General features: G+C 54.5%; 8 protein-coding genes. 5 read left to right on the forward strand and 3 right to left on the reverse strand.

Annotated elements, in window-relative coordinates; all coding sequences use genetic code 11:
• Window positions 1-11: 11 nt before the first annotated feature.
• Together ACRRUX_RS10210 and ACRRUX_RS10215 are read left to right on the forward strand one after the other, a co-directional pair.
• Window positions 12-965, forward strand: a complete 954-nt coding sequence (locus tag ACRRUX_RS10210; RefSeq protein WP_432529848.1) for an ABC transporter permease — start codon at window positions 12-14, stop codon at window positions 963-965.
• A 75-nt stretch (window positions 966-1,040) separates the two neighbouring features.
• The gene (locus ACRRUX_RS10215) at window positions 1,041-2,675 is read left to right on the forward strand and encodes an FGGY-family carbohydrate kinase (protein ID WP_432529850.1); all 1,635 of its coding nucleotides are present in this window, start codon (window positions 1,041-1,043) and stop codon (window positions 2,673-2,675) included.
• 71 nt (window positions 2,676-2,746) lie between these two features.
• Here the strand turns inward: ACRRUX_RS10215 and yjjG are convergent, their stop codons facing one another.
• Window positions 2,747-3,421 (reverse strand): pyrimidine 5'-nucleotidase, encoded by a 675-nt coding sequence (gene yjjG / locus ACRRUX_RS10220; protein ID WP_432529852.1) that lies wholly within the window; start codon window positions 3,419-3,421, stop codon window positions 2,747-2,749.
• A gap of 254 nt (window positions 3,422-3,675) precedes the next feature.
• Here yjjG and ACRRUX_RS10225 point away from each other — a divergent pair, with 254 nt between their 5' ends.
• The gene (locus ACRRUX_RS10225; RefSeq protein WP_432529854.1) at window positions 3,676-4,188 is read left to right on the forward strand and encodes a hypothetical protein; all 513 of its coding nucleotides are present in this window, start codon (window positions 3,676-3,678) and stop codon (window positions 4,186-4,188) included.
• A gap of 46 nt (window positions 4,189-4,234) precedes the next feature.
• Here ACRRUX_RS10225 and ACRRUX_RS10230 read toward each other — a convergent pair whose 3' ends face one another.
• Both ACRRUX_RS10230 and ACRRUX_RS10235 read right to left on the reverse strand, forming a co-directional pair.
• Window positions 4,235-6,658 (reverse strand): protein kinase domain-containing protein, encoded by a 2,424-nt coding sequence (locus ACRRUX_RS10230; protein ID WP_432529856.1) that lies wholly within the window; start codon window positions 6,656-6,658, stop codon window positions 4,235-4,237.
• Window positions 6,658-8,232: a sigma 54-interacting transcriptional regulator gene (locus ACRRUX_RS10235; RefSeq protein WP_432529858.1), complete on the reverse strand. Its 1,575-nt coding sequence runs from the start codon at window positions 8,230-8,232 to the stop codon at window positions 6,658-6,660. The genes ACRRUX_RS10230 and ACRRUX_RS10235 overlap by 1 nt, the downstream gene beginning before the upstream one ends.
• Window positions 8,233-8,621: 389 nt before the next feature.
• On the opposite strand from ACRRUX_RS10235, the gene ACRRUX_RS10240 reads away from it, so the two are divergent.
• A complete protein-coding gene (locus ACRRUX_RS10240; protein ID WP_432529861.1) occupies window positions 8,622-8,867 on the forward strand; it encodes a hypothetical protein in 246 nt (81 codons plus the stop codon).
• Between the two features lie 273 nt (window positions 8,868-9,140).
• On the forward strand, window positions 9,141-13,634 hold the full coding sequence (locus ACRRUX_RS10245; RefSeq protein WP_432529863.1) for an SslE/AcfD family lipoprotein zinc metalloprotease: 4,494 nt from the start codon (window positions 9,141-9,143) through the stop codon (window positions 13,632-13,634).
• Window positions 13,635-13,644: the final 10 nt, after the last annotated feature.

Below are 13,644 nucleotides of genomic sequence, written 5' to 3' on the forward strand. Positions count from 1 at the left end.
TGGACGCGATAATGAATTCCCTGAAACTGCCGACGGACAAAAACATCCGTTATCTGCTGGTGATCCTGGCGGCAATCCTGCTGCTGATGGCGTTTACCTCAGGCAGCACTTTCTTCTCGCTGGCGAACCTGCAGTCCATGTCCTCGCAAATGCCACTGCTGGGTATTCTGGCGCTGGCAATGGCCGTGTGTATGCTGACCGGTGGTATCAACCTGTCGATCATTGCCACCACCAACGCCTGTGCGCTGGTGATGGCCAGCATCATTACCCAGAACCCGGACAGTGCCATCATGCTGCTGGCCGCGCTGGCTGCCGGTCTGATTACCGCGGTACTGGTGGGGCTGGCCAATGGCTTTTTGATTGCCTATATCGGCGTGTCCCCGATTCTGGCAACCCTGGGCATGATGACCTTTATCAATGGTCTGAACGTGCTGATCTCCGAGGGCAGCGTGATTTCCGGTTTCCCGGATGCGCTACAGACGCTGGGCAACGGCTCGCTGGCGGGCATCCCTATGCCGCTTATTCTGTTCGGCATGTTTGCCCTGGGTCTGTGGGCCATTCTGGAGCACACCCCACTGGGGCGCACCATTTACCTGATTGGTTCCAATGAAAAGGCCAGCCGCTTTTCCGGTATCAACACCCAAAAATCCCTGGTGTATGTGTATATCCTGTCCTCCATCCTGTGCTGGGTGGCGGCAATTATCATGATGGCCAAATTCAACTCGGCCAAGGCAGGCTACGGCGAGTCCTACCTGCTGGTCGCCATTCTGGCATCCGTGCTGGGGGGGATTAACCCGGATGGCGGTTTTGGCCGGATTATCGGTATCTGTCTGGCACTGGTGGTATTGCAGACACTGGAAAGTGGCCTGAACCTGCTGGGGGTTTCCAGCTATCTGACTATGGCACTGTGGGGCGGCATCCTTATTCTGTTTATTGCCCTGCAACTGCCCACAGCCAAAAAATAATTTGCGCTGCAACGGGAACAACAAGTGAAGCAGATTGCTTTTTACAACATCAGTGACAACGCATAGGAATTGGTCATGAGCAGCTATTTTATCGGAGTGGACGTCGGCAGTGGCAGCGCACGGGCCGGCGTGTTCGACAGTCAGGGACGCAAGGCAGGCGAAGCCAAGCGCGACATTCAAATCTTCAAACCCAAAGCCAATTTCGTGGAACAATCATCGGACGATATCTGGCAGTGCGTGTGCATGGCAGTGCGCGACGCGGTATCTCAGGCCAACATCGATCCGATCCAGGTAAAAGGCATCGGCTTCGATGCCACCTGCTCCATGGTGGTGCTGGACAAGCGTGGCCAGCCACTGACTGTCAGCCCGACAGGACGCCGCGAGCAGAACATCATTATGTGGATGGATCACCGCGCCATTGCTCAGGCCGACCGCATCAATGCCGGTAAGCATCCGGTGCTGGCGTTTGTGGGCAATACCATCTCCCCTGAGATGCAAACACCCAAACTGCTGTGGCTGAAAGAGAATATGCCCTCCACCTGGAGCAATGCCGGTTACTTCTTCGACCTGCCTGACTTTCTGACCTGGAAAGCCACCGGCCAGGACAGCCGCTCCCTGTGCTCCACCGTATGCAAGTGGACCTATCTGGGCCATGAAGGCAAGTGGGACAAGAGCTACTTTGAATCCATCGATCTTGATGATCTGCTGACTGACAACGCGCAGGCGATTGGCTCGGATATCCGTCCCATGGGTGAACCCATAGGCAACGGCCTGACATTGCATGCCGCCCAGGAGCTGGGACTGGCGACCGGCACTAAAGTCGGCACCTCGATCATCGATGCCCACGCAGGTGGCATCGGTGTGCTCGGCGCGGCCGGCATGACAGGTGAAGCGGCCGACTTCAACAAGCGTCTGGCGCTGATCGGCGGCACCTCAACCTGCCATATGACAGTCTCCAAAACCGCCCGTTTTATCGATGGTATCTGGGGCGCTTATTACAGTGCCATGATCCCGGGTTACTGGCTGAACGAAGGCGGTCAGTCAGCCACCGGCGCACTGATCGACCATGTGATTACGGCTCATCCGTTCCACCAGCAGGCGCTGACTCAGGCGCAGGCCAAGGGGCAGACCATCTATGAACTGCTCAATGATCAGCTGCTGATGCTGGCGGGCAGCAAGGAAGAGATCGCCTTTCTGACCAAAGACAGGCATGTACTGCCCTACTTCCACGGTAACCGCTCGCCCCGGGCCAATCCGCATCTGACCGGCACCATGACCGGCCTGACCATGAACAAAACCCTGGAAGATATGGCGCTGCAGTATCTGGCGACCATTCAGGCCATTGCGCTGGGCACACGGCATATCATCGAAGAGAAGAATGTCGCGGGTTATCAGATAGATACCATTATGGGCTGCGGTGGTGGCACCAAGAACCCGGTGTTTATTCAGGAACACGCCAACGCCACCGGCTGCGCCATGTTGCTGCCGGAAGAATCAGAAGCCGTGCTGCTGGGCAGTGCCATGCTGGGCGCAGTGGCCGCCGGTTTCTATGCTGATATTCCGGATGCCATGAACGCCATGAGCCGCATCGGCAAGACAGTAACGCCACAGGCCGACCGCAGCAAACGCTTCTACGATGCCAAATACCGGGTATTCCAGCAGATGTATGAAGATGACTGCCGTTACAAAGCCATGATGGCGGAGTTTTAAAGATCAGGCTCTAGGTTCTAGGTTCTAGGTTCTAGGTTCTAGGGCCTAGTACCTAGTGCCTAGTATCTATATCAGGCCACCAGCCGCTGGCGAAGCTCATCATGGTGCTCAGTCACCATAGTCGGGGCGATGGCTTCGTCACCCTGCTGCTGATGCGGGTTGTACCAGCAGGTGTGCAGCCCGGCATTGATGCCACCCAGGATATCGGTATGCAGGTTATCCCCCACCATCAACACCCTGTTGTTATCAGGCTGTCCCATTTTCTCAAGTGCATGCTGGAAGATGCCAACATTGGGCTTGGTAACCCCCACCTCTTCGGAGATCACCAGCAGCTCAAAAGCATCGGCCAAACCAGTGCGCTCCAGGCGGACGCGCTGCAGCTCGGTAAAGCCATTGGTGATAATGCCAAGACGGGCCTTGCCATGGAGCGAATCCAGCAGCTCACGCACGCCAGGCAGTGGCGCGCAGATATCGGCCATGGACTGCAAAAAGTCTGAGTTCAACTGCTGCCCCGTGGTCCCCAGTTTATCGCCCCAGGCAGTAAAACGGGTCGTTTGCAGTGTAATGGCATCGATATCACCCGCGTTATAGGCCTGCCACAGCGGCTGATTCAGCGCCTGATAGTCGCGGTAATCATTATCGGTAAAGTCGACACCATGGCGGGAGAACATCAGCTTAAGCCCTTTGAGAGCATCAAAACTGAACAGGGTTTCATCGGCGTCAAACAGGATCCATTGGTAAGGCATAGCAGTGTTATCTGTTGTATTTATTTGTCATTTCGTGGCGGCAGTCTATCTCAGTCCGGATAAATTCAGAATAGCGTGTCAGCCACAGAAACTGACATGTCAGTTTGTCACATAACACGCCTATTACTTAGACCATTACACCAGTACAATGAAAAATCCCCACGAAGTGCGCCATTTTTAGAGGTTGGCACGGGAGTTGTAACTGCTTTCAGCTAAAAGCTGGCAGCGTGATGAACTCAATCAGGAGGGAAACCATGACGACATATCTGAAATCGAACACTGTCACCAAGCTGGTGCTGGATAACTGCCCCAAGGATGGCAATACCACACCCAATCTGGTGCTGAATATCGGTCATCCCAAAGATCCCGACAGTTGGCGGCTAATGTATAACGACTTCCAGCTGGAGCTGATCGAGACCATACTGCATGACCCCATAGATATTCTGGTTAAACTGGAAGACAAGTATAACGACCTTGAGTTTGCTCCGGCGGGCTCAGTGGAAAAACGTCAGGTATTTGATGGCATGCTGTTTGTCACCGGTAACCGCACCATAGCGTATCAGGATGCGGTGGCCACCAAACTGGTGGAGCCTTACCTGCTGCAAATCCAGGTTCGCCCCTCGGTATTCTGGCGACATCCGGATGGCAAATATGGTCCACACGATGGCAACAAGGTTGGGTTCAGATTTGTGGTCCGAGATCCTCAGGGTCAGATCTACTTTTCACATGATCCTGTGATTGCAGGTCGTGATTGGGATGAAGGTTAGTAGTAAAACCAGTGTTTCGGCAGAACTTTAAAAACGTGCCGAAACACTAGTCTAAATTAGCCTGCATAGATAATCTGAGATGGTTAAATTTGTCTTCGCCCGCCAAAGAAACCAACCACGGAGACTGTAGCCAATTTACAGGCAGGCCAGCGTCAATGGCCTGCTCCAAATAGTCATAACAGATTTCTTTTTCTCCAAGAAAAAGATAAACCAAAGCAATGTTAAAGCTCAGTAAGGGCTCCCCAGTAGAGTCTTTTATAGCCTTCAAAAGGGCAGTCCTGGCTCCCTCAACCTGATTCAGGCGTGCATGAGCCAAAGCAATAATTATATAGTCCCAACTATCTTTAGGTGACTCATCCTTATAAAGCTCAAAAATCTTGTTGTAATACTCGCTGGATTTTTGCTTCTGCTCTCGAAGAAAACTGACGTCAGCAAGATTTAGCAACACCACAGGAATATTTGGCCCCAATTGATAGGCACTATTGAGAACTTGTTGAGCTTCTACCAGTTGGTTTTGCATCGCCAATGCTGCACCTAAATTCACGTAGTTTGTCCAAGTTCTTAGTTCTTTGATGCCAAGTAACTCTCTATATTGTGCTGCAGCTTCCGCCCACCTCCCTTGCTTAAATAAAATATCGGCCAACAACTCTTTAGATCCAGTGTAACCAGGCATATCTGTGTTGAGGTACCGTAACACTTTAACTGCCTCATCATACTGTCCCAATCGATAGTGCATTAACGCATAGTTAAATCGATTGGATGCCGAGGGCCGTTGTTCTGCGAGTCTAGCCATCATCGCAATGCCTTTAACGTCAAATCCCTGCTGAAAATACCACCGAGCCCTTAGCCCTAAAACCAGATCGTCAGTGTAAAAGAGCCCCTCCAACGAAGTCAGCAACTCGTCGGCTTTTTCAAAATCCTGTCTTATTAAAGCTAACTTGATGGATTCAATGTCCAAAAACCGGGGGGGAAAACCAAAATCAGCGCTCTCAATCAACTGGTCAGCTCTATCTAGCCACTCTGACTGCCGCTGGCTTCTGGCCTGCTTCCGGTACAAGCTAAGCAATTCCCCGCAACTGAGCTGAAAGCGACAGCCATAGGGCTCCAACAAGCTCAGATAATCGCTGCTCCCTATCTCTTTGGCCTGATAAGACTCATGCAGAGTCAACAAGTTACGGTAATCCACCTCATTGCTTGCCTGAGCCTGCGGGCTCTTTTCTACCTGCCAGTAACTTTGCACATAGTCACCGATAAACAGCAGGTTATCAGTAGGAAACCTGAGAGTATCCCGCTTGATCAACCGGGATTCAGCATCGACATGGCTGAGTGTCAGAGCGCATTCATCCCGTTGACAGGCCAGTTCGCTGATCAACATCTGATCGGCGGCAGTTTGTTTGAATAACTCAGAGCTCTCCCGGCTCTCATCAAGCACCTCAAGCATACGAACATTATCCTGTCGACTCAGAGCCTCTGTCAGTCCCTGAAATACAGCAGCGCGGATAAGCGGCATATCCGCAAGCTCAGCGCCGTCGATCACCCTCGGTCTTGGCACCAATACATAAGCCGGCGTCACCGGCCAAAACCAGACACAGGCCAGCACCAGCGCGACCACGACGATTCCCAGTCCATACCGGCCAAAGTGTCGGGAAACAGGCTTTTGCTGTGGTATCACAGGGATTTGTTTCAGTGTGGGATCCTGACTGACAGGAGGCCGCAACCGAGCCAGCAACACCGCAGCAGAGGGGCGCGCCTCAGCATTCACCGTCAGCAACTCACTCAGCAATTGATTGATATCGGAGGGAACTCCCGGCACCTTGGGACAAGGCTGGCTGAGCATACGGGCGAACATCTGCGCCTGATCATCCCCCTCATCAAAGGGGTGCTTGCCGGTGAGCATGCGATACAGCAGCAGACCAACGGCATAGATATCACTCTTCTGTCCGGCAGATTCGCCGCGGATCTGCTCCGGGCTGACACTCAGGCAACTGCCAAACGCCTGTCCCGGCTGCCATTCCCGCCGGGCAATACCAAAATCGCCAATCTTGAGTCTGTCCTGAGTATCAAACAGCAGATTTTCTGGTTTGAGATCGCCATGAATAATCTGCCGCCCGTGGGCTGCCGCCAACCCGGCAAGCAACTGACACAGATACTCCATCGACTGCTGCCAGCTCAGCGGCCCAAGCCGTCGTAAACGGGCAGCCAGATTGTCACCGGGCAAATACTCCATCACCAGTGCAGGCAACCCCTTATCCAGGATCAGGTCATATACCACCACAATATTGGGGTGATTAAGTTCAGCGAGGAGTTTCGCCTCTGAGGTAAGTGAATCTGCCTGAAAATCATAAAGCAGCTTAATCGCCACCCAGCGGGAAAGCCTGGGATCCCAGGCTTTGTAGACCCGTCCATGACTGCCGCTGCCAAGTTCTGTTTCAAGTAGATAAGGACCGATAGATTCCGGCTGCGCCTGCATCAGGGACAATCCACTCCAATTTCATTTAAACGTCTTCTCAGTGCCTGTTTGGATACCTGCAATCTTTCCACCATCAGCTCCAGGTCACCATCGCACTGGCGAAAACACTTGTGCAGCTCCCCCTCAGACAGCTTACTGGCCCGCTGCAGTTCAGGGCTGGCATCGATTCGTAAATACAGGGCAGCGCGGGAGATCCCAAGAGCGTCAGCCGCCAGCTTGATCTGCCAGTGACTGGACTGCAGTGCCTCGACGATCTCCTCATCAGCCACATCACGGGGTTTGCGCCGCAGAGGCTTAACCTCACACCGGGCGTTCAGCTGTGTCACTGGACTCTCACCTAAAGTCAGTTCATCGGCGATACCATCAACAAATGTCAGCCAGTCAAAGGTGGCCAGCCGATCACAGCTCATCAATCCCAGTGCCAGCTGATTAGCGGTATGCCTTAACTGACGCACATTGCCGGGCCAGTTGAGGCGGACACAGCGCGCAAACAGCCAGGCCCAATAACTGTAGGAATCATCCTCAGCATTGATTAACTTGTGTTCCTGCCCGGTATCAAGCAAAGCGCGGATCAGGAAATGACTGAACAATATGCCCAGATCCTCGGGTCGCTGCCTGAGCGGCAACAGTTCAATCACGAGCCCCGACAAGCGCTGCAGCAAAGGCAGCTTGAAAGATTCTGCCCCAATGAGCTTTTCCAGATTGGCATCGGTGGCGGCCACAAACCTGACATCCAGCTGGCGGTGTTTTTCACTGCCCACCGGCTGCACTATGCCGGTTTCCAGCGCCCGCAGCAGCGCGGTCTGCACCTCCAGCGGTGCTTCTCCCAGTTCATCCAGAAACAGAGTGCCGCCATCGGCCTGCTGAAAATTGCCGTCACGACTGGCGGCACCGGTAAATGCTCCCTTCACGCTGCCAAACAGTTCACTGCTGGCCAATTCCCGCGGGATGCAGGCCATATTGACGCTGATAAATGGCTTGTGACAACGCAGACCCGCCCGGTGAATCCCCTGAGCCACCACCTCTTTGCCCGTCCCCGACTCACCACGGACAAGTACCGGCAATTTGAGATTGGCGACATTGCCGATCAGCCGCCGAACCTGATGAATATTGTCGCTGCAGCCCAGTAACTCAGGAACCAGATCGGCAGGCACAGGTTCTTTGGGCAGGCAGGAATGAAGCAGCAGCACTATGCGTCCGGACAGCGTCAGCACTATCCCCAAACGTAACGCATCATCTTTAAGCTGCATAAAATCAACACTATGACCCTGAGCATCTGTCACTTGGGTGCTGCTGCCCTGAGCATCCAGTTGCCAGCCTGCAGCAACTTTGGTCAAACAAACCGGTGAACGGCTGAGATAAGGATCGGCCAGCGCCTGTCGTGCGCCGCAGGGCAACTGAAACTCAGGTGTCAGCCTGCTGATATCCAGGCGCTCCTGACTGACGCCAAGCTGGCTCACAGCACCAATCATTGCAGGCTCTGGGTGAAAAATAACGGTCGCAGTCAGCACCTGACGATGCCCGATATGGCGTAGATTGGCCGGTCTGAAATTCAGTGTTTGTACGTCAACCATACTTCCTCCTTGCATCGCAGCACATCATTGCCCCAGCACTTCAACCTAACACCTTAAAACGCCACTGAGCAATGCAACAACCAAACTATCTCACCAACATCTCCTGACAAACCAGAATCAAAACCCACAAACAAAACCGACTGCAGACGGTTTTGCTGGTTATAACCCGTCACCGGCTTGTCACTGACACGTCAATAACACCCTGCCCAACCAGACAATGTAGTTAATTTACTGTTTTTAAAGATAAAAATTATTGGCACATTTTTTTCGTGGCAGCACAGGCAACGCCATAACCCATGAGCGCCCCGGCACAGGGAATTCATCACCAAAGCAGGCATTACCGGTGATGCCAAACATCGGGGAAACGAATATAAAAAGGGAAAATAATCATGACCATACCAACCGATTCAGGCAGTCAGCAGCAAGCGCAACCCGGCATCGCAGGCCAATTCAGACATGCCCATGCAGAGCATGGTGCGGAAGCATCAAAACCCTCCGGTCAGCAAACCACAGATCAGCACGATATCTCATCTGTACCCCTTGTTGCCGGGGTGATAACTCCGGTCTGGTCAGACAGCTTTTTCTCCTGCCTGCCCGGCTACCCGCAAATCGCCGGCAACGATCCCGGCTATTGAGCGGCAGCGCCAAAACCAATAATGCTCTATCACAGAGCAGGTCCGATGACACTCTGTTTACAGAGTGTCAAGTTTCAAGCAGTTTTCCACCTCACCAACAAATAATTTAACACCATGATTTAATTAAATAAGTAGTGATAATCCCTGCCTCAATGTAAAATTCCGCCGCTGCGTGTTACCCGGCTCAAGTTCGCGGTTTCTTCATCCGCCTTATTCACATATCAACAACTGAACCTGAGCCATGGCCTTTGGCCGCTTCAACCGAGGAAAATCATGAAAAAATCTATTCTGGCACTGTCACTGCTGACCCTGCTTGGCGGTTGTGGCGGCAGCGATGACGCTCCCGTCACCCCTCCCGGCCCGGAAATTCCTGAGCCGCCAGGTCCGGAAATTCCTGAACCTGAAATTCCACAAACGCTGGCGGCCAGTCTGTCGCTGGACGGTAAACTGCTGCTGGGCAAAGGCGTCAGCTGTAATGGCCAGAGCGCCAGTCAGTTTGAGATCAAGGCCGGTGACGATGTCAGCTGTCACTTGAACAATGTGACCCTCGCCAGCTTCACCGATGTGCAGCCTGATGCTGCCGCCCGCGAAGTCACCCCGACCCAGCGCAAAACCCTGCACCTGAGCCAGGCCAATGAATTTATCGAACGCCCGGATGCCGCCGGCAACGCCATTACCCTGATCAACACTCTGGGGGTAAATCGCGGTCAACAGGTGGATTTGCAGCTGGATTCTCTGCAAACGCTCAAGTTTGAAAACCACTGGCAGCATGATCTGGATATGCCGGCCCCGGCCTTTGCCGAGCTGATGCAGCAGCAGGAAAACGACAGCCAGACCGACAAACAGCCTTCCACCCATGTACCGGACATCAAGCCTTCGGTGACCCCGGGCGCATCCCCGGATCTGAATGCCGGATTTGTGGCCGCCGATGCCGAGTCCAACTATCAATACCAGCCCAAGGAAGCCATTCCCACCAAAGCCGTGCTGACCGATGAGCAGGGCAAACCTGTCGCCGGTATCGCCTATTTCAGTCGCGGCAGTCGTGGGGTGACCAACGCCCTGGGTGAATTTGAGTTTATCTGGGGCGACAGCGTCAGTTTCGGTATCGATACCTTTGAACTGGGCAGTGTGCGCGGTAATCAGCAAAGCTTTACGCTGACCCAGCTGGCCGACGGCGATCGTGGCCGCAACGCCCAGGCTCTCATCAGCCGTTATGCCCAGGATCAAGGCGATCGCTGGGAACTGCCTGCCCAGGTCACTGAGGTTTTTGCAACGTATCCGAATGTGATCAACGAGATCATCTCGCTCTCTTTGAGCAGTGAAAGCCGATCCCTGGATCTGGGCGACGGCACCAGTCAGCTGATCCCGGCGGAATTTACCCGTCAGTTTGAACAGGGTCTGGCCGCCGATATCGACGCCCGGTTGTGCCTCAACCAGTGCACGGCTGCGGTCAGCTATGCCAGCGAGCCTGCCGCCCGGGCGCGCACCGCTACCGGCCTGGCTGACGACAACAGCCAGATCCTCGCGGACATTCAAAAACTGTGGGGCAGCAGCCCACAGGCGCTGGCCGATGGCTGGCAGCAGGTTGAACGCTTCCACGTGTTCCACGACAGCACCAACTTCTACGGCAGCACCGGCAGTGCCCGTGGTCAGGCCGCAGTGAATATCGCCAATACTGCCTTTCCGGTGTTGATGGCGCGCAATGACAATAACTACTGGCTGCCTTTTGGCGCCAACAAAGCCTGGGATAAAGATTCCCTCGCCTATATCACCGAAGCGCCATCCACAGTGGTCCCTGAACGTGTCGGTGGGCAGACGGCAACCTATAACCTGCCTTTCATCAGCATAGGTGAAATCGGTCAGGGCAAAGTGATGGTGATGGGCAACGCCAGATACAACTCTGTGCTGGTATGTCCGAACGGCTTCAGCTGGGAAGGCGGCATCGACGATAAAGGCCAGTGTCGTAAAACCAGTGACAGCAACGACATGAAGCACTTCTTCCAGAACAGCTTCCGTTACCTGACCGGCAAACAAACCGGCTTTACCGTGGGCACCAACATTCCCCATGTGTACTTCAAGCGTCACGGCCAGGTGGCCGGTGAACAGGAAGCCTTTGTGATTGCCGATGACTTTGGTGTGACCACAGAGCAGTTGAGCAGCTTTGCCGGTCTGGATCCCGTGTCCATGCCATTGCTGATCATCAATGGTTTTGAGTATCTGATTAACCCCAATGGCAACCATTATGAGTTGCCGATGCGCGCCGACTTAAGCCGTCCCAAGCTGACTCAGGATGATGCCACGGCGCTGATTGAGTATGTCAGCAAGGGCGGCAACATACTGCTGATAGAGACCATTCAAAATACCCAGGATGCCGGAGCGGTCGCGCGCCTGCTGGACAGCGCCGGTATCGCCTTTGGCATGGGTGGCTCAGTGGTGGCCAACGGTAACGGCCCAAGCGGCGGTTATCCGGATCGGGTAAGAAGCCAGCGCGGCCAGGGCATCTGGGTGATTGAGCGCTACGCCGCGGTGCAGGGCGAAGATGGTACCCCGACGCTGCCCTATCGTATCGATGGCGAGGGCAAGGTGATCTGGCTGTATCAGGAGCAGAACAAACCGGATGACAAGCCCAGGCTGGAAGTCGCTAAATGGACTGAGCTCAATGCCGAAGAGCAGCCGGTCACTTACACCGCCTTTATCGATGAAGAAGGCAAGACTGACGAGCAAATCGCCGCAGAAAAAGCCCGCATCCTGGCGGCGTTCACCAAAGCGGATGGCAGCCAGGCTTATGCTGAGTGTGAAGATCCAAACTATCACTATGAAATCAACTGTCTGGAGTATCGTCCAGGTAATGGCATCCCGGTCACCGGCGGCATGTTTGTGCCCCGTTATACCGAACTGGATCTGGGCGATGCTCAGGCCCGCGCCATGGTGAAAGCCGCCGATCTGGGCACCAATATCGAGCGCCTGTATCAGCACGAGCTGTACTTCCGCAGCAAGGGCAAACAGGGTGAGCGTCTGTCGAGCGTGGATCTGACCCGCATCTATCAGAACATGACAGTATGGCTGTGGAACAATCTGGATTACCGCTATGAAGCCACCGCAGAGGATGAACTGGGCTTCAAACGCTTTACCGAGTTCCTCAACTGTTACAGTGACAACCGTGCCGGTGGCGGCACTTTCTGCCCGGATGAGCTGAAACAGCAGCTGCTGAGTCACAAGATGATTTGGGGTGACGATCAGGGCCAGTACCAGGGTTATATGAACCCCGGTTATCCGCTGAATTACATGGAAAAACCTCTGACCCGTCTGATGCTGGGCCGGACCTTCTGGGATCTGGATATCAAGGCAGATATCCGTCAGTTCCCGGGTGAAGCCAGCGGTACTCAGGGCGGAGGCCAGATCACGCTGGATCTGAGCAATCGCACCGCTGCCTGGTTTGCCGGTAACCGCCAGCCAACCGGCCAGTGGGCCGTGGCTCATGAACCCTTTACCGTGTCGGTGTCCGGCACCAGTGCACCTGTTACTGTGACCGTGGCTCTGGCCGACGACCTGACCGGCCGGGAAAAACATGAGCTGGGCCTGAAACGGCCACCGCGTATGACCCAAAGCTTTACCCTGAACTCAGGAGAGCTGGGTAACAGTCACACCATGACAGTGCCTTATGGCGGACTGATCTATGTGCAGGGCCGTCAGGATACCGTTACCCTGACCTTCACCGGCACTGTGGATGCGCCGCTGTTCAAAGACGGTCGCTGGGTCAACCCGCAAAACTCTCCGGCGCCAATCGGTGAAGTGGTGTCTGACAGCTTTGTGTATACCGCCCCCAAAGCCAACCTGTTGGCACAGAACTATCAGGGCAATGTGGCTACCTTTGCCAACGAGCTGGATATTTTCGCCGCCGATTTGAATGACTTCTATGCCAGAGATGAAGGGCTGACCGGTAAGGCCAACCGCAAGGCCACCGACGCCAGTATCCCGAACAACCGTCATCACTTCGTCAACGATGTGGCTATCAGTGTCGGCGCCGCGCATTCCGGCTATCCGGTGATGAACAGCAGCTTTGACAGCAAAGGCAGCAACATTCGTCTGGCACCGCTGAACTCCTGGCTGCTGTGGCACGAAGTGGGTCATAACGCCGCCGAAGCGCCATTCAATGTGGATGGTGCCACCGAAGTGGTCAACAACCTGCTGGCGCTGTATATGCAGGACAAGCACCATGGCAGGATGAGCCGGGTGGAGCAGGATATCCGTATCGCGCCTGACTTTGTGGCCGCCGAGCGGGGCCATGCCTGGGCCATGGGCGGCGCCGGTGAGCGTCTGGTGATGTTTGCCCAGCTTAAAGAGTGGGCCGAAACCGAGTTCGATATTACCGCCTGGTACGCCGGCAACCTGCCTGCCTACTATGATGAAACTCAGGGCGTGAAAGGCTGGAACCTGTTCAAGCTGATGCACCGTTTAAGCCGCAATGCCGACGATGGTGAGTTTATCCTGCCGGGCAACAACCTGTGTCATGGACTGTCTGCCGACAAAAGTCTGGGCAAGAGTGATCAGCTGATGTTGTGCGCCTCCTACGCCGCGCAAACCGATCTGAGCGACTTCTTCAGAGACTGGAATCCGGGCAGCAAGGCGGTGATTTACCCGGGTGACAGCACACCACAATTTGAAGGCGGTATCACTCAGGCAGGTCTGGCCAAACTGGCAGCACTCAAGCTGCCCAAGCCACAACGCGATCCGGCGCAGATAGACAGCATCACGATTCGCAACTGACACTGACTGC

It is taken from the genome of Shewanella sp. GXUN23E (genome assembly GCF_050865035.1).
Lineage (GTDB): Bacteria > Pseudomonadota > Gammaproteobacteria > Enterobacterales > Shewanellaceae > Shewanella.